The sequence below is a fragment of the Rhodococcus sp. BP-349 genome (genome assembly GCF_019835845.1).
In the GTDB taxonomy this organism is placed as follows: Bacteria; Actinomycetota; Actinomycetes; order Mycobacteriales; family Mycobacteriaceae; genus Rhodococcoides.
This window is the reverse complement of the sequence record NZ_JABUDR010000002.1, coordinates 12714-28438: the sequence shown is the minus strand read 5'-3', so window position 1 is coordinate 28438 and position 15725 is coordinate 12714. Positions and strand designations below refer to the sequence as shown.

Genomic DNA, 15725 nt, shown 5'->3' with positions numbered 1-15725 from the left:
GACAGATGTCTTCCGTTCAGGTGAGGGAGTACCGCGATGTGAGTGGCTGCGCGAGCACCTGCGGTGGTCCTCTCCTGGAGACGGCGGACAGAGCGGGAACCGGGACCGGTCGATCGAGCGGCGCGGTGGCGGTGACGGGTCGGGGGCGGCGCGGCGGCGAGAACGTGAGCCGCGGTGCGCGCAGCACCGACGTGATCGCGGCGAACAACCGCTCGGACGAGGCGACGAGGACGGCGCCGACACCGACGGCGACGGCGTGCGCAGCCAGCATGGACGCGTCGAGCGGGTGGGTGTGTTCCGCGACGGCGGCCAGTGCCTCGTGCGCGACGACCTGTCCGCCCACGAGCCACAGGAGGATCGGGAGTGGGCCGGTCCGGGCGGTCCCGACACCGGCGGCGAGCACGCCCGCACCGATCGCGACGGCGAGCAGCAGGGAGAGAGCGGACGAGGTGGGCACGCCACCACCGCCGACACCGTGCGCGGCGACGGCGAGCGTGGCAGTGAGTGCTCCCACGGCACCACCACGCCACACGCGCGTGCGCTCGGTCCCCATCGTCGACTCAGGCAGGGATCAGCGCACGCCGAGGCGCGCGAGGATGTCGGCCTCGATGCCGTCGAGCTCGTCGGAGATGGCGCCGTGAGCCAGCTTGCGGCGCGACGGCGGCATCTGCTCGGCGGCGTGCACCGCGGTGGTGAGCTCGGTCAGGCGCGACCGGATCGCGTCGGCGAAGGCGCCCGTCTCGGTGTCCTGGTGCGACGCGGCGACCTCGGCGACGGAGCGCTCGGCACCGACGATGCGAGCGCTGAGCTTCGCGCCGTGCCCGGTGTACTGGCCCAGCTCCTTCACGTCGACGCCGATGCGGCCGGCGCGGTACTGGTCGAGCTGACCCCGCAGGAGGGTCGCCGCGCGGTACGCGATCGGCACGAGGACGGGGGCCAGCACGCGACCGATGCCGACGTACTTGCGCACCCTCGCAGCGTTGATCTTGCCCTCGCGCGCGGCCTTCTCCCGTGCGGCCAGGGTCCTGATGTGCGCCTGATCGACCTTCTGTTGGCTGGTCAGCGCCTTGGCGTCGTTCTTCGCCAGCTTCTTGAGGTGCTTGCGCTCGTTACGGGCGGTGTACTTCGCCTCGAGGCCGGCCTTGTGGCGCAGGGCCTTGGCCTCGGCCTTCCGGGTCGCACGGCGAGAACGCTTCTTGCGCAGAGCCATGGTGTACGTGCCCCTATCGTGTCCGACTACGTCGCCAGAACGCTCCGACCGGATGACCGACGAGCGCCTGAATGCCTGCCGTCAGCCTATCGGTCCGCTCCCGGTGCGCTGCATCCGCGTGAGGTGTCGGCCCGTGGATCTACGCTGCGAGAATGTCCCACGTCGTGCCGCCCCCCGCTCCGGCGTCCGGCCCCTCCGTGCTGATCGACGCGTCGTCGCTCACCCGGTGCCGCCACCGCGTGTATCTCGACACCGCCTACCGCTCGTTGCTCGTCGACACCGCGGAGGACACGGGTGTGCAGATGCGCCGGGAGGCGGCCGCCGCGTACCGAGCCGAGATCCGGGACACCCTGGTCGCCGCGGATCCCGAGTCGTGGGTGGTGGTCTCGCCGTCTCGGTCCCGATCGATGCAGGTCCGCGCCACGCGCGCGGCATGCGAGTCCGGTGTCGAGCGCATCTGGAACGCCACCTTCGCCGACGACGAGGACGCCGGTCGGCGTGGTCGGTGCGACATGCTGATGCGCGATCCGGACGGCGGATACATCCCGGTGCTGGTGGTCAACCACAAGGTCACCGATCCCGGCAGCGGCGCGGTGACCACACCGTTCACGTCGTGGGCTCCCGCACTCGACCCCACGCGCAAGGTGCGACCGCAGTTGCGGGACCAGTTGGCGGCCGTGCACGTGCATCGGCTCCTGGGCCGCATCGGTCAGGCCGGGGTGTCGGCGCGCGCCGGTGTCATCGGCTTCGGTGCGGACGTGATGCTCGTGCACGATCTGACGGCGGTCGAGGCGGAGTACGACGCGCGATTCGGTGATCGACTGGCCATCGCGTCGGGCTCGGTCGTCACGTCGCCGTCCAAGGTGTCGGAGTGTCGGTCCTGTCCGTGGTGGTCCGAGTGCGGAGAGACCTTGCGGCGTACGCGGGACGTCTCGCTGGTGGCGGCGGGATCGCGAGCGGACGCTCTGCGGTCCGCCGGCATCGTCAGCATCGACGACCTGGCGGACTGGACGGGTGGCGTGCCCGACGAGTGGCCCCACGGCGATTTCGAGGAGACTGTGGTCATCGCCCGCGCGTGGATCGCGGACCTGCCGCTGGTCCGACGCCGCGACGCCGTGACGGTCCAGCGGGCCGACGTCGAGGTGGACGTCGACATGGAGAGCTACCAGGAGCACGGCGCCTACATGTGGGGAACGCTCCTCGACCGGAGGGACGGGGCCGAGCCGCAGTACCGCGCCTTCGTGACGTGGGAACCGGTTCCCACGATGGACGAGGCGCGCTCGTTCGGTGAGTTCTGGTCCTGGATGCAGGGCGTGCGTGCGGACGCGCACGCGGCGGGCCGGACATTCGCGGCCTACTGCTACTCGCGCGCTGCGGAGGACAAGTGGCTCCTGGGGTCCGCGCGCCGGTTCGCCGGCATGCCCGGTGTCCCCACCGAGGCCGAGGTCCGGGAGTTCATCGACGGGCCCGACTGGGTCGACATCTACATCGCGGTGTCCCAGAACTTCGTGTGTCCGTCGGGCAAGGGCCTCAAGAAGGTCGCACCGGTCGCGGGCTTCCACTGGCGGGACGACGAGGCGGGCGGCGAGGCGTCGATGGCCTGGTACCGCCGCGCGGTGGGTTACGACGGAGACATCGACGCGTCGCAACGCGCGCGGTTGCTCGAGTACAACGAGGACGACGTGCAGGCCACCCGCGCGCTGCGGGTCTGGATGGACGGGGCGGCCGCGCGGGAGATTCCGACTGCGGACGAGCTCGGCGGAAGTTCCTCTGTAACGAAGTGACACGCTCGCCCCGGCGTGTAACGAAGTGACACGCTCGCCCCGGCGTGCAACGAAGTGACACGCTCGCCCCGGCGTGCAACGAAGTGAAACGCTCGCCCCGGCGTGCAACGAAGTGACACGCTCGCCCCGGCGTGCAACGAAGTGAAACGCTCGCCATCGCTACCAGTCGGGGGTTGGCAGCGACGACGAGCGTCTCGAGATGTGATTCGTCCCAGTACCCGGTGTGGATGGGTGGTGACGAAAAACTTTTTTCGAGCAGTTACCGCGGTGCCATCCGGAGTGCGCCGTCCATGCGGATGGTCTCGCCGTTGAGGTAGTCGTGCTCGACGATCATCTGTGCGAGCTGCGCGTACTCGGTGGGCTGAGCGAGTCGGGACGGGAACGGGACGCCCGCCTCGAGGCCGGCGCGGTACTCCGGGGTGACGCCGGCGAGCATCGGGGTGTCGACGATGCCGGGGGCGATGGTGTTGACGCGGATGCCCACCTGGGCGAGGTCGCGCGCCGCGGGGACGGTCATGCCGTGCACGCCGCCCTTGGAGGCGGAGTAGGCGATCTGGCCGATCTGACCCTCGAATGCGGCCACCGACGCGGTGTTGATGATGACGCCGCGCTGCCCGGCCTCGTCAACGGTCGGCAGCGTCTGCATGTGATCGGCCGCCAGACGCATGACGTTGAAGGTGCCGAGCAGGTTGATGGTGATGACCGTGCGGAAGAGCTCGAGATCGTGCACGCCCTTCTTGGACAGGATGCGTCCCGCCCAGCCCACGCCGGCGCAGTTCACGACGATGCGCAGCGGGACGCCGGCCTCACCGATCTGTGCGAGGGCGGCCCGTACCTCTTCGTCGCTGGTGACGTCGGCGGCGATGAGCGTCACACCGTCAGGCACGGAGTCACCGGCCTTGTCGATGGACTGCTGCAGGTCGAGGCCGAAGACGGTGACGCCGTTGTCGGCGAACCGCTTCGCCGTGGCCGCGCCGAGCCCCGATGCGCCGCCGGTGACCAATGCCGCTGTTCCCGCGATCTCCACTGCCGTGTCCTCTCGTTGGACGGCCGACTCGGTTACCGGCCGCTCACTGAAACGAACCCTAGTCGGTGGGTGCAGACTCGGGACATGACGTTCCCCGGTTCCGCAGACGAGGTCCATGTCCGGCGTTGTGTCGCGCTGGCGCGCGAGGCATTCGAGGCCGGTGACGAGCCGTTCGGGTCGGTGCTGGTCGACGCGGACGGTCGGGTGCTCTTCGAGGACCGCAACCGCATCGGTGGTGGGGACTCGACGCGTCATCCCGAGTTCACGATCGTGGAGTGGGCCGTGCGGAACCTGACGAAGGACGAGCGCGCCCGGACCACGGTGTACACCTCGGGGGAGCACTGCCCGATGTGTTCGGCGGCGCACGCCTGGGTGGGACTCGGCGACATCGTCGTCGCGGTGACGAGTGCTCAGCTCACCGCATGGCGGTCGGAATGGGGCCTGGAGCCGGGCCCCGTCGTCGCGCTGCCCATCGGCGACGTGGCGCCGCGGATCAGGGTGCGGGGGCCCGTGCCGGAGGTCAGCGCGGAGATGCGGTCACTTCATCGTCGGAATGCCGGTCTGTCTTCGGACGGGTGAGCGCCCAGCTCGTCGCTGCGATACCGATGACGAGGACCACGGCCGCGGCTATCAGTCCGACGGGCGTCCCGGGGAGCAGCCCCTCGAGGATCAGCCAGACGCCGAAGACGAAGAACAGGGTCGCGGCACCGAGGGTGATGAGCCGTTCGGGCAGGTGCTTGCCCAGGGTCGCGCCGATGACGATCGCCAGAGCGTCCGCGGCGACCATGCCCAGCGTCGAGCCGATCCACACGCCGACCCAGTCGTTGTCGGAGGCGAGGGTGACCGTGGCGAGCATCGTCTTGTCACCGAGCTCGGCGAGGAAGAAGGCGGACGCGACGGCGATGAAGGCGGACTTGGTCACCCGGTCGGCCTTCGTCTTCTCCTCGTCGTCGAGGGAGTCGCCGCGCAGGGTCCACAGGCCGAAGACCAGGAACGCGACTCCGCCGACGATGCCGATCAGGTGCGTCGGCAACGCGACACCGAGGTAGTGGCCCACGGCGACGGAGACCAGGTGGACGAGCGTCGTGGCGATCGTGATGCCGCCGATGACGACCCACCAGCGGTACTTCAGGGCGAACGTCATGGCCATCAGCTGGGACTTGTCACCGAGTTCGGCGACGAAGATCACTCCGAAGCTGAGGAGCAGGGCGGCGAGCACGTCGAACCTCCAGGGCAGGGCGCGTCGGCCGACACGAGGGGAGAACCTGGCCGACGCTCGGTGCAGCGCACCGTGCGGTCATCGGGACCGGTGCGGGAAGGCCGGAGGCCGGCCGGTCGACGAAAGGTCTCGCCCACCTGCTGCCACGTGTGCGGCAGCTCGGTTGACCGAGCCGGGAGCGCTCCGGCGAACCGGTGCGCGCCAGGATCTCGACTGGGTGATCGGGGGCTACTCCCCTTCGCTGTTCTCCACGCTAAAGCCCTGGTCAGGCTTCTGCAACTTCGACAAACCAGTTCGGCTACCCGAAAATTTTCGTGTCATGCAGCCAGCAACATCGCGAGGACGGCCGTGTCGGGATGGCTGATGGGATCGAGGCCCACACGGCTGATCATCGACGTGACGGTGCCGTCCGCCTCGGCCTCCACCCAGGCGGCGCGATGGTCCAGACCGAGGTGCGGCAGCCCCGGCAACAGCACGCATCCTGACGCTGCCCCGGCGCACTCCGGCAGCGTCGGCATCGTCTCCGACGGCGGATGCAGCATCATCAGTGCGGCCGGCTGATGCAGCGCGAACCTCTCGGGCGTCACCGCGTGGTCCCCGATGACGGGCCCTTCGGACACCACGATGCCCACGGTCCCCTCGTGTGGGTCCTCGGGCAGTTCTTCACGGACACAGAAGACGGTGCTCGTGTCCAGCAGGCCGGGTGTCGACGCGACACGCACCGTGAAGGCGAGGAGTTGCGCCCATTCCTTCGTCGTGTCGGGCCACCGGCCGGAGATGACGAAGCCGCGCAACGTTCCCGAGGCGTGGAACGGGGCCACACCGATGATGCGACGATCAGGACTGGTCACGACGTTCTCCTCGCACTGGCCGGCATCGAGCGGGACGGCCTGCGCGGAACGTACGCGGACCATCGGCACACAACGTCGGGTAGGGGAAGAGAACACCACCTTTGCACTGGCACACAAGTGGTCACGAGTGCCAGGTGTGGCGGGTGAGACGACGAATGCCGCGCCCTCGTGGGACGCGGCACTCGCGGTACGACTGTGCGGCGGAACTACGGGAAGATGAGTCCCGAGGTCTGCGACGTGGCTGCGGCGAAGCGCTGCTGCACGTCGGCCCAGTTGACGACGTTCCAGAACGCCTTCACGTAGTCGGCCTTGACGTTCTTGTACTGCAGGTAGAAGGCGTGCTCCCACATGTCGACCTGCAGCAGGGGAATGATGCCGAGCGGCACGTTGGCCTGCTGGTCGTAGAGCTGGAAGGTCAGGAGCTTCTTGCCCAGCGTGTCGTAGCCGAGCACTGCCCAGCCGGAGCCCTGCAGACCGTTGGCCGCGGCGGTGAACTGCGCGCGGAACTTGTCGAACGAGCCGAAGTGGTCGTCCAGTGCGGCCGCGAGCTCGCCCTCGGGCTTGTCGCCACCGTTGGGGGAGAGGTTCTTCCACCAGATGGAGTGGTTCACGTGGCCACCGAGGTGGAACGCGAGGTTCTTCTCCTGCAGGAAGATCGAGCCGTGATCGTCCTTGTCACGGGCGTCGGCCAGCTTCTCCAGTGCAGTGTTCACGCCGGCGACGTAGGTGGCGTGGTGCTTGGAGTGATGCAGCTCGTTGATCTCCCCGGAGATGTGGGGCTCGAGAGCTGCATAGTCGTAGTCGAGGTCGGGCAGTGTGTACTCGGACACGTGTTTCCCTTCTCTTGCATCTGTTGTAGCTGACTGCTGGCGTTACCCAGCCAACGTCATTCGTACACCTCGCGCAAGAGTTCGACGCAGCCGGAGTGCAGCGCCGACGCACCGATTCGGACCGCGGTCCCCTTGTATGAGGGCAGGGATGACGTGGGCGAACTCGACCGACAGGTGAACGGAACCTTAAGATCGGGGGCGATGACCTCCCCGACGCCCGAGCCAGACGGCGGGGTGGTCTCCGTCCGGACGGCGGCCGATCCGCCGCGGATCCGGTTCGGCGGAGTCGACATCCTGCGTGCGCTGGCGGTCCTGACCGTCGTGTACTCGCACATCTCGTACTTCCTGGTCGACGATCTCGGAACACCGTGGTGGCTCATCGACGTCGTCACCCTCGTGTTCGTCGAGCACGGCGGTCTGAACCACCATCTCTCGTTCGTGGGCGTCGCGTTCTTCATGATCCTCACCGGACTGGTCGCGACCGCGTCCGTCGTCCGTAACTCGCCGCGCGCCTTCCTCGTGGGGCGGGCAGCGCGGTTGCTCCCGGTGTTCTGGCTGTCGGTCCTCGCCGCGATCGTGCTGGTCCGCCTCGGGGTGAACGGGATGTTCTCGCAGACCGTGGGCATCAGCAACGCCGAGGCCGCCATGAGCTTCGTGCTCGGCGGCTTCTTCGTGCGCCCGGAGGTCGTGGTCCTCGGGGTCACCTGGACGCTCGTGGTCCAGGGGGTCTTCTACGTGTATGCGGTGTGCATGCGCCGGGTGCTCGCATCCCGCCCCGTGCTCGTTCCGGTCGTCGGCGCGGTCGTGTGCTGGCTGATCCTGCTCTACACCGATCTGGTGCCGTACGAGTACACGATCCCCATGGTCGACAAGGTCGCGGCGACGTTGCCCACCGTCTTCCTGGGCCAGATCGCGTACCTCGCGTTCGCCCGGCTGGCGTCGTGGCGGGCCCTTCTTCTCGCGGGTCTCGCCCAGTTCGCCGTCATCCGGTACGCGACGACGGTGGACGCCTTCCACGTCGGTCAGCAGGGTCACCTGTGGACGGTGCTGGTGCTCGTCGTCGCGGTGGTGCTGGTGGCTCCCACCGACACCGCGTTCGGCCGCTCGCGCGTGATCCACTGGCTCGCGACGCGCAGCTACACGATCTACCTGGTCCACACTCTGGTGCTCTACCGCATCTACTCGCTCGTCGAGCCGCATCTCGGTGCGACCGTCGCGGTGCTCGTCTTCGCGCTGATCACCGGTGTGCTCTCGGATCTGGTGTATCGCTACGTCGAGACGCCGGCGGCACGGTGGATCGCCCGCCACTGGTCGGGGCATCCGCGGACGCCTGCCCCGACCGCGAACGAGCCGACCTCGAGTGACCCGACCTCCGGCCCTCAGGCCAGCTGACGCATCACCTCGGCGGCGACCAGCTCGATGTGGTCGAGATCGGACAGGTCCAGCATCTGCAGGTAGAACCGGGTGGATCCGAGCTCGGCGTACGTTCCGAGCTTGTCGACGATCTCGGCAGGCGTCCCTGCCGCGCCGTTCGCCCGGAGCTCGTCCACGTCCCGTCCGATCGCGGCGGCGCGGCGGGCGATCTCGTCCTCCGTGGTGCCGCAGCACAGCACCAGCGCGTTGGAGAACGTCATCGACGACGGATCACGGCCGATGTCCGAGCACGCTGCGCGCACCCGGTCGAACTGTGTCGCCGTCGCGTCGGTGTCCGCGAACGGGAGATTGAACTCCGTCGCGTGACGCGCGGCGAGTTCCGGCGTCCGCTTCTTCCCCATGCCCCCGATGATGATGGGCGGCGGACTCTGCACCGGCTTCGGCAGAGCGGGTGACTCGGCCACGGTGAAGTGGTCGCCCTGGTACGAGAACGTCTCACCCGCGGGAGTGCCCCACAGACCGGTGACGATCGCGAGGGTCTCCTCGAAGCGATCGAAGCGCGTACCCACCGACGGGAACGGGATCGCGTACGCCGCGTGCTCGTCGGCGTACCAGCCTGCTCCGAGCCCCAGTTCGACGCGGCCGGCGCTCATCGCGTCGACCTGCGCGACCGAGATCGCCAGGGGACCCGGGTACCGGAAGGTGGCCGAGGTGACGAGGGTGCCGAGGCGGATCGTGGAGGTCTCCCGGGCGATGCCGGCCAGGGTGATCCAGGCGTCCGTGGGTCCGGGGAGACCGTCCGTGCTCATCGCCAGGTAGTGGTCGGAGCGGAAGAAGGCGTCGTACCCGAAGTCCTCGGCGGCGCGCGCCACGCGGACCAGGTCGTCGTAGGTCGCGCCCTGCTGCGGTTCGGTGAAGATTCTGAGGTCCATGGTTCGACAGTAGAAGTGTCCGCGGGAGTCGGGGTGCGACACCCGGTCGAGAAACGGGATCGAGTCCCGTTTCTGGGGATGTTCCTGTGGATGGTGGGGATAGTGGTTGTCGATCAGCAACCTTCGAGTCGGTCGGTGGGTGTCGATCAGCAATACTCGTCCCCATGGACTACACCGCCGAGGCCGAACTGTCCGCCGCGCTCGACGACCTCGACGCTGCGGACACCGACCTCCTGGCCTCGGCTGTCGCGCCGTTTCGAGGACGCCTCACCCGGAGCCATCTCGGACGCGCGCGCCTGCTGATCACGGTCTCGGCCGACGGTCTGCCGCAGGCCGTCACTCTCGCCACAGTTCTACTGCGAGATCTCGCCGGCGGTCGCGATCTCGTGTCGCTGTCCGTCCGCACGGCACGGGACCACGAGTCGGTCGCAGGACTGCCGCCCACCGACGGGTGGTCGTCGGTGTCCGAGGTGGCGGCGGAACGCGCGATCTCCCGCCAGGCGGTGCTCGCGCAGATCGCGGCGGGCACCCTGCCGGCGGCGAAGGTGGGAACCACGTGGGTGGTGGCCCGCGGCGCACGAAGGTTCGAGAGCGGGCGGTTCGAGCGCGGGCGGTTCGAGAACGACTGGTGATCGACGGTGGCACCGGGGCGAGGGGCGTGACAGGATCGAGTGCGTGAGCTTCGGATCCGTACCGTCCGTGTCCGTCTCCGACGTCCCGGAGCCCGGTCCCAGCGCCGCTCTGCTCGACGTCCGTGAGGACGACGAGTGGACCGCCGGGCACGCTCCCGGCGCGCTGCACGTCCCGATGGGCGACGTCCCGTCGCGGATGGCCGACATCAGCGTGGACGGCACCCTCTACGTGGTGTGCCGACAGGGTGGCCGTTCGGCCCGCGTCGTCGAGTACCTGCAGCACGCAGGAGTCGATGCGGTGAACGTGGACGGCGGCATGGTGGCGTGGCAGCAGGCCGGCCTTCCGGTCGTCGACGACGCCGGTCGCCCGGCCACCGTGTACTGACGCCGTGACCGCTCCTCGGCCGGTGGCCTGGTTCCAGATCTGTGCGCGCTGCACACGGCGCATCGACGTGGGGCCGTCGCCGCGGCAGTGGTGTCCCGTCTGCCACGGGGTCCTGCTCTCCCCAGTGCCGGTCGGGCAGTCGACTGTTCCTTTCGGGCAGTCGACTGTGACTGTCGGGCAGTCGCCCGCGGCCGTCCGTCGTAACTTCAGATGGGTGGCCTCCGCGCCCGGGTCGGCGCCGCGGCGCCGTGTCCGCCGGGTCCCGACCCCCACCCCCCGCTACGACGTCATGCCCACCTGGGGTCTGCCGATCGCGCCGCGCCCGCACCCCAGTGCGCCCGAGAGCGCCACGGACCGGCTGGCCCGGCGCTCGACCTCCCTGCTCACGGCAACCGTCGCCCTGTTCGTCGCGGCGGCTGTTGCCGAGCTGGCCCGGTACGTCGTGCTGCTCGTCAGTCGCGACCGACTGATGCCCGCCGCGGTCCTGGCACTGTCGGACGCCGCCGTGTGGTGCCTGTCGTTCCTGTCCCTCGGGGTCGGTCTGGTCGCCGCGGTGGCGACGGTCGCCCGCGTGGTCCGGTTGCGCCGGAGTGCCTACGCCCGTCACGGACTCGCGGATCCGAGGCGCACGCGCACCCTCTACCTCGGATCGCTGCTACCGATCGTCACCCTGCTGTTACCCGGGGTCTTCCTCACGGAGTTGGCCCGCACGAGCGACCACAGGCTTCGGCTCGAGCGTCTGGTGCCGTGGTGGTGGACGGCCTGGGTCGGCAACTGGCTGCTGATCGCCGCGACCGTCGCGTGGCGCACCGTCGACGGCATCCAGGCGCAGGCGAACGGTGTGGTCCTCACCGCGATCACCGATCTGGTCGCCGCGGGGGTGGCCGCCCTCACGCTCACCGTGATCCGCCGAGCCGACGGCCGCACCGTGCGCGGCGACACCCGCACCCTCACGCGATGGACGGTCCTGCCGACCACCCCCGTGTCCGACACGACCCCGGCCCCGGAGGACACCGCACCCGACCAGCTCGCCGACGTCCGATGATCTACTCCGCACACGAGGCCACACCCCTCGTCGTCGCACATCGTGGCTCGTCCGGAACGCGGCCGGAACACACACTGGTGGCGTACGAACAGGCGCTGCGCGAGGGGGCCGACGGCGTCGAGTGCGACGTGCGGCTCACGCGCGACGGCCGGGTGGTGTGCGTCCACGACAGGCGGATCGACCGGACGTCGTCGGGAACCGGGATCGTCAGTGCGCTGACCTACGAGGCACTGTCCGGCCACGACTACGGGACGGCCGACGATCCGGCGAACGTGCTGCTGCTGAGCGACCTCATCGACATGGTCATGGCGTGGAAGGCGAAGCCCGCCAAGATCTTCATCGAGACCAAACACCCGGTGCGCTACGGAGGCCTGATCGAGAACGCCGTGCTGGCGGAACTGCATCGCTTCGGCATCGGCCGGCCCGGGTCGGCGTCCCTGTCCCGCGCCGTCGTCATGTCGTTCGCGCCGTCGGCGGTGTGGCGGGTGCGGAGATCGGCACCGATGCTGCCGACCGTGCTGCTCGGCACCGCGTCGCGCTACATCGGCGGCGGCGCCGCGACCACAGTGGGCGCCACCGCGGTCGGGCCCTCGATCAAGACGCTGCGTGATCATCCGAACCTGGTCGACCATGCCGCGGCGGCCGGTCGAGCGACGTACTGCTGGACCGTGAACACCGAGGAGGACGTGCATCTGTGCCACGACCTCGGGGTGCGCTGGCTCGCCACCGATCATCCGGGTCAGGCGCTCGCGTGGTTGGACGACAGCATCACCCGGTAGGTTCGACGCTCGTGGGTAAGAAGAGCAAGAGAAACAGCGGACCGAAGCCCGACAGTCGACGCGCGGAGCTGCTCGAGCAGCGCAGAGCCGAGCGCGAGGCGATGTCGTCCGCACCGGTGCGGCCGTTCGAGGGCCTCGCCTTCGAGTGCGACATCGTGGCGATGCGCGAGTTCGTCGCCTCCGCGTCGGCATCCCTCCCGGTGACGGGAAGCGACCGGCCCTTCACCCTCGCGACCGTGCTTCCCGGGGCCGTCGCCGCACTCGTGCGTGACGACGAGCAGAAGAACGCGTTCGTCGCGATGCAGGTCCAGACCTTCTCGGAGGATCTGTCGGCCGACCTCGCCGCCTCGATCGTGTGGGCCTCCTCGGCGACGCCAGGAACCTCGACGGCGGCGTCGAACCCGTCCGCCGAGACGCCCGCACTGACGGAACTCGTGGACGCGACGGCGCCCCTGGACATCACCGTCCACAAGGACTTCTCGTGGTGGATCCCGGAGGGCGCGGGAGCGGACCCCGAGGTCGACGCCACCATCGAGCGCGCCAACAGCGCGATCCTCCCGTCCGCCCGCATCACGGCGGACGGTGTGTCCGCAGCCTGGTGGGTCGACGCCGGCGACAAGGCGCACATCCGCTGGGTCCGCCCCGAGGACGAGGATCAGTTGATGATCGCGCTGGCTCGCTTGCAGTCGGTGGGTGAACTGCACGTGGGCGAGGGATCGCGCTTCGCCGGCTCGTTCCGCACCCACGGCCTGCTCGTGCCCGTCTTCGACCTCGATCCCGAGGTGCACCCTGACGAATGGGCAACGGGCACAGCGGCTCTCGGCCGCAGGCTCGACGAGACGCTGGCCGACACCAGCGAGCTTACCTCCGAGCAGCGGCGCGCCCGTGACGGCCTGCGCAGCCGCCAGGTCACCCTGCGCTGACGATCAGGCGAGTCCCCCGGCGGCCCTCGGCGCGTTGCCGCCGCCGCGGGACTCGCTCGTCATCTCGCGGGCGATGAAGTCCTCGATGTGGAAGAGGTTCTCGCCGGCACGGTCGACGATGGTGAGCAGCGTCGTCATCGACGCCACCTCTTCGATCTGCTCGGCGAGGAACCACTGCATGAACTGCTCGCCCAGGTAGTCGCCGGTGTCGCGGGCGGTGCGTGCCAGCGTCGTGATCTGCTCGGTGACCTTCTTCTCCTGCCGCAGCGCCAGCTCGACCGGCTCGCGCACCGACCCGAACGCGTTCACGACGTCGTCGACCCCGGGCACCCGGACCTCGAGGTCGTTGTCCAGCAGGTACTGGATCATCATCATGGCGTGGCCGCGTTCCTCGTCGGCCTGGGCGTAGAACCGTGCGGCGAGCTGCGGCAGATCCGCCCCGTCGAAGTGGACCGCGATCGCGATGTACTGCTGCGAGGCGGTGAACTCGTGTCGCACCTGTTCACGGAGGAGAAGGTGGAACGCGCTGGACTCCCTGTCGTGGAACACCCCGGAATCCCGGGCGTCGGAGGCAGCGGACACGTCGTCGAGGCTCATGACGACACACGGTACTGGGTCGAGCGTGTCCGTCGGGACGCGTCATCCGCCGCCGACGAGGTCGGGGGGCAGCTGCTGATCGGTGGCAAGGAGCTCGAAGAACCGGGACGCCCGCTCGCGGTCGGACAGCAGGACGTTGCCCGAGCCGTCGACGTCCTCGAACCCGGAGACGGGAATGGTGGTGGTGACCATCTCCCCGCGCAGCGCCCAGCCGAGGGAGGCCAGGTTCCAGATGTGGTCGCCGTCGTCGACCTGCAGCGACGTCACGACCCCCCGTACCAGCGGCACCGCCCGGAACGGGTTCAGGAAGGTGGTCGGGCTGGTCGCCTTCGAGAGCAACGACGACAGGAAGAGTCGTTGGTTGTTCATCCGATCGATGTCGGCGAGTGCCGTCGCGCGGCTGCGGACGAAGCCGAGCGCCTGCGGACCCGAGAGCTCCTGGCAGCCCGCACGCAGGTCGATTCCTGCCAGGGGGTCGACGATGTCGTAGGGCACGCAGATGTCCACCCCGCCGATCGCGTCGACCATGTCGGCGAACCCGCCGAAGCCCACCTCGGCGTAGTGGTCGATGCGCAGGCCCGTCACACCCTCCACGGTCTGCACCAGCAGCGGCGCGCCGCCGATGGAGAACGAGGCGTTGAGCTTGTCGGTGCCGTTGCCGGGAATCGGCACGTACCAGTCGCGCGGGAGGCTGACCATCGTGGTCGGGCCGCTCGCCGGCACGTGGATCAGCAGGATCGTGTCGGTCCGGCCCGCACCGATGTCCCCACCGGTCGCGAGTTCGGCCTCCTGCTCGGGAGTGAGTCCGGTACGACTGTCCGATCCGACGAGCAGCCAGTTGGTCCCCGGGGTGTCCCCCGGGCGACCCTCGTAGTTCCCGAGCGCGTCGACTCGGGACAGCGACGTGTCCGCCCAGACGGCGCCCCCGACGACCAGCAGGAGCAACACCACCAGGGCGATACCTATGCGGCGACCCCACCGTGGCCGCCGGCGTCGACGCGTCGGCTCGGGCGGCACCTGGCGCGGCGGAACCGGGGCGGGAGCAGGGGCGCGGCCTCGATCGGCCGGCCCGCGCCCGTCGTCGTACGGTCGCCGGTCGTCCCGGTACCGATCGTCACGCCGTGGCGCGTCCCGCGCCGGGGGAACCGCCGACCACGCCCGCGGATCCTGCCGGGGTGGTGGCTGCTGAGGACCCCGCTGCACACGGGTCTGGTCGGCCCACCCCGGAGGGCTGCCCGCCCGTCGCCGCACCACCGGCGGTTCCTCCGGACCCGGACGGCGAGGGGGTGGCGGTCGCCGCCGCGGGTCGTACGGAGGTTGCTGGCTCATCCGGCGACTCTAACCGGCCGACCTGTCAGCCCGGCAGCCACGAAACGTGATCCCGCAGGGCGGCGAACCCCACGAACGCCACGATGTCGATGAGGGCGTGGGCGATCACGAGGGGCCACAGTCGACCGGTGCGCTGGAAGTACCGGCCGAAGATCAGACCCATGACGAGGTTGCCGACGCCGGCCCCGAAGCCCTGGTAGAGGTGGTAGCTCCCGCGCAACACGGCCGACGCGAGCAGCGATCGGTTGTCGGTCCACCCGAGGGCGCGCAGCCGCGAGATCAGCCACGCCACCACCAGGACCTCCTCGGCGACCGAGTTGGCCACCGCGGAGAGCGTCAGCGTGATCGGGCGCCACCACACGTCGTTCAAGGTGCTCGGCAGCACCGTGACGTTGAGATCCAGTGCGACGGCGACGAGGTAGAACAGCAGACCCGGGATGCCGATGATCGCGGCGAGGATCACGCCGTGCAGCACGTGCGGGCGCAGACGGGGACGTGCGAAGCCGATGGCGCGTGGCCCGATTCCACTGCGCCACAACAGGTACAGGCCCAGTGCTCCCCACGCGCAGAGTCGAACGACGCCTATCAGCTGACGGAGGAAGTCGATCGGCCCGAGAGTCGACTGCGACACGTTGATCGCCACGGTCTGGTCCGACAGGGCGCCCTGCTCGAGCGCGCTCTCGACGAGCGACAGGATGCTCGACAGTCCGCTGAGTCCGAACGTGAACAGCAGGACGACGACGATCTCGATCCGGATCGACCGTGCCGACTCGGTGGTGGGTGTCTTCTCCGGATGCACTCGGTCGAT

18 protein-coding genes are annotated in these 15725 nt (G+C 69.4%); 8 read left to right on the top strand and 10 right to left on the bottom strand.

What is annotated here, in order from left to right:
• Positions 1-16 precede the first annotated feature (16 nt).
• Both HQ325_RS10575 and HQ325_RS10570 read right to left on the bottom strand, forming a co-directional pair.
• A complete protein-coding gene (locus HQ325_RS10575; RefSeq protein ID WP_222629301.1) occupies positions 17-514 on the bottom strand; it encodes a hypothetical protein in 498 nt (165 codons plus the stop codon).
• Between the two features lie 57 nt (positions 515-571).
• Positions 572-1210 (bottom strand): DUF6474 family protein, encoded by a 639-nt coding sequence (locus tag HQ325_RS10570; RefSeq protein ID WP_222629299.1) that lies wholly within the window; start codon positions 1208-1210, stop codon positions 572-574.
• 152 nt (positions 1211-1362) lie between these two features.
• Between HQ325_RS10570 and HQ325_RS10565 the strand changes: the two genes are divergently transcribed.
• Entirely contained in the window at positions 1363-2994 is a 1632-nt protein-coding gene (locus tag HQ325_RS10565; RefSeq protein ID WP_222629298.1) for a TM0106 family RecB-like putative nuclease, read from the top strand.
• A 259-nt stretch (positions 2995-3253) separates the two neighbouring features.
• Here the strand turns inward: HQ325_RS10565 and HQ325_RS10560 are convergent, their stop codons facing one another.
• Positions 3254-4021: an SDR family NAD(P)-dependent oxidoreductase gene (locus HQ325_RS10560; RefSeq protein ID WP_222629296.1), complete on the bottom strand. Its 768-nt coding sequence runs from the start codon at positions 4019-4021 to the stop codon at positions 3254-3256.
• Between the two features lie 84 nt (positions 4022-4105).
• Between HQ325_RS10560 and HQ325_RS10555 the strand changes: the two genes are divergently transcribed.
• Entirely contained in the window at positions 4106-4600 is a 495-nt protein-coding gene (locus HQ325_RS10555) for a nucleoside deaminase (protein WP_222629293.1), read from the top strand.
• Here the strand turns inward: HQ325_RS10555 and HQ325_RS10550 are convergent.
• The 3 genes from HQ325_RS10550 to HQ325_RS10540 form a co-directional block, all read right to left on the bottom strand.
• Entirely contained in the window at positions 4542-5240 is a 699-nt protein-coding gene (locus HQ325_RS10550; protein ID WP_222629289.1) for a TMEM165/GDT1 family protein, read from the bottom strand. The two genes, HQ325_RS10555 and HQ325_RS10550, sit on opposite strands and share 59 nt — an antisense overlap.
• 317 nt (positions 5241-5557) lie before the next feature.
• Positions 5558-6154, bottom strand: coding sequence for a peptidase (locus tag HQ325_RS10545; RefSeq protein ID WP_261778241.1), 597 nt, complete (start codon positions 6152-6154; stop codon positions 5558-5560).
• A 143-nt stretch (positions 6155-6297) separates the two neighbouring features.
• On the bottom strand, positions 6298-6921 hold the full coding sequence (locus tag HQ325_RS10540; RefSeq protein ID WP_027507329.1) for a superoxide dismutase: 624 nt from the start codon (positions 6919-6921) through the stop codon (positions 6298-6300).
• A 201-nt stretch (positions 6922-7122) separates the two neighbouring features.
• Between HQ325_RS10540 and HQ325_RS10535 the strand changes: the two genes are divergently transcribed.
• Complete coding sequence (locus HQ325_RS10535; protein WP_261778242.1) at positions 7123-8313, top strand: acyltransferase; 1191 nt, start codon at positions 7123-7125, stop codon at positions 8311-8313.
• Here the strand turns inward: HQ325_RS10535 and HQ325_RS10530 are convergent.
• Positions 8301-9227 carry an LLM class F420-dependent oxidoreductase gene (locus HQ325_RS10530; protein WP_222629286.1) on the bottom strand — a complete coding sequence of 309 codons (927 nt, stop codon included), beginning with the start codon at positions 9225-9227 and terminating at the stop codon, positions 8301-8303. The two genes, HQ325_RS10535 and HQ325_RS10530, sit on opposite strands and share 13 nt — an antisense overlap.
• 164 nt (positions 9228-9391) lie before the next feature.
• Here HQ325_RS10530 and HQ325_RS10525 point away from each other — a divergent pair, with 164 nt between their 5' ends.
• The 5 genes from HQ325_RS10525 (at position 9392) to HQ325_RS10505 (ending at position 12991) form a co-directional block, all read left to right on the top strand.
• Positions 9392-9859 carry a hypothetical protein gene (locus tag HQ325_RS10525; protein ID WP_222629283.1) on the top strand — a complete coding sequence of 156 codons (468 nt, stop codon included), beginning with the start codon at positions 9392-9394 and terminating at the stop codon, positions 9857-9859.
• 43 nt (positions 9860-9902) lie between these two features.
• A complete protein-coding gene (locus HQ325_RS10520; RefSeq protein WP_204869490.1) occupies positions 9903-10244 on the top strand; it encodes a rhodanese-like domain-containing protein in 342 nt (113 codons plus the stop codon).
• Positions 10245-10458: 214 nt separating this feature from the next.
• The gene (locus HQ325_RS10515) at positions 10459-11289 is read left to right on the top strand and encodes a DUF4328 domain-containing protein (RefSeq protein ID WP_222629280.1); all 831 of its coding nucleotides are present in this window, start codon (positions 10459-10461) and stop codon (positions 11287-11289) included.
• The gene (locus HQ325_RS10510) at positions 11286-12068 is read left to right on the top strand and encodes a glycerophosphodiester phosphodiesterase family protein (protein ID WP_204869492.1); all 783 of its coding nucleotides are present in this window, start codon (positions 11286-11288) and stop codon (positions 12066-12068) included. Before HQ325_RS10515 ends, HQ325_RS10510 begins: the two co-directional genes overlap by 4 nt.
• A gap of 11 nt (positions 12069-12079) precedes the next feature.
• The gene (locus HQ325_RS10505) at positions 12080-12991 is read left to right on the top strand and encodes a DUF5926 family protein (protein WP_222629277.1); all 912 of its coding nucleotides are present in this window, start codon (positions 12080-12082) and stop codon (positions 12989-12991) included.
• A gap of 3 nt (positions 12992-12994) precedes the next feature.
• Here HQ325_RS10505 and HQ325_RS10500 read toward each other — a convergent pair whose 3' ends face one another.
• The 3 genes from HQ325_RS10500 to HQ325_RS10490 are packed head-to-tail and all read right to left on the bottom strand — an operon-like array spanning position 12995 to position 15716.
• Positions 12995-13588, bottom strand: a complete 594-nt coding sequence (locus HQ325_RS10500) for a ferritin (protein WP_081821499.1) — start codon at positions 13586-13588, stop codon at positions 12995-12997.
• Between the two features lie 42 nt (positions 13589-13630).
• Positions 13631-14917 carry an LCP family protein gene (locus HQ325_RS10495; protein ID WP_222629275.1) on the bottom strand — a complete coding sequence of 429 codons (1287 nt, stop codon included), beginning with the start codon at positions 14915-14917 and terminating at the stop codon, positions 13631-13633.
• Positions 14918-14942: 25 nt separating this feature from the next.
• Positions 14943-15716, bottom strand: a complete 774-nt coding sequence (locus HQ325_RS10490; RefSeq protein ID WP_308014542.1) for a CPBP family intramembrane glutamic endopeptidase — start codon at positions 15714-15716, stop codon at positions 14943-14945.
• Between the last annotated feature and the right edge of the window lie 9 nt (positions 15717-15725).

Excerpts from the sequence above, each read along its gene's own strand:
- HQ325_RS10570 (WP_222629299.1), bottom strand. The coding sequence starts at position 1,210 with ATGGCTCTGCGCAAGAAGCGTTCTCGCCGTGCGACCCGGAAGGCCGAG.
- HQ325_RS10565 (WP_222629298.1), top strand. The coding sequence starts at position 1,363 with ATGTCCCACGTCGTGCCGCCCCCCGCTCCGGCGTCCGGCCCCTCCGTG.
- HQ325_RS10555 (WP_222629293.1), top strand. The coding sequence starts at position 4,106 with ATGACGTTCCCCGGTTCCGCAGACGAGGTCCATGTCCGGCGTTGTGTC.
- HQ325_RS10545 (WP_261778241.1), bottom strand. The coding sequence starts at position 6,154 with ATGGTCCGCGTACGTTCCGCGCAGGCCGTCCCGCTCGATGCCGGCCAG.
- HQ325_RS10535 (WP_261778242.1), top strand. The coding sequence starts at position 7,123 with ATGACCTCCCCGACGCCCGAGCCAGACGGCGGGGTGGTCTCCGTCCGG.
- HQ325_RS10530 (WP_222629286.1), bottom strand. The coding sequence starts at position 9,227 with ATGGACCTCAGAATCTTCACCGAACCGCAGCAGGGCGCGACCTACGAC.
- HQ325_RS10525 (WP_222629283.1), top strand. The coding sequence starts at position 9,392 with ATGGACTACACCGCCGAGGCCGAACTGTCCGCCGCGCTCGACGACCTC.
- HQ325_RS10510 (WP_204869492.1), top strand. The coding sequence starts at position 11,286 with ATGATCTACTCCGCACACGAGGCCACACCCCTCGTCGTCGCACATCGT.
- HQ325_RS10500 (WP_081821499.1), bottom strand. The coding sequence starts at position 13,588 with ATGAGCCTCGACGACGTGTCCGCTGCCTCCGACGCCCGGGATTCCGGG.
- HQ325_RS10495 (WP_222629275.1), bottom strand. The coding sequence starts at position 14,917 with ATGAGCCAGCAACCTCCGTACGACCCGCGGCGGCGACCGCCACCCCCT.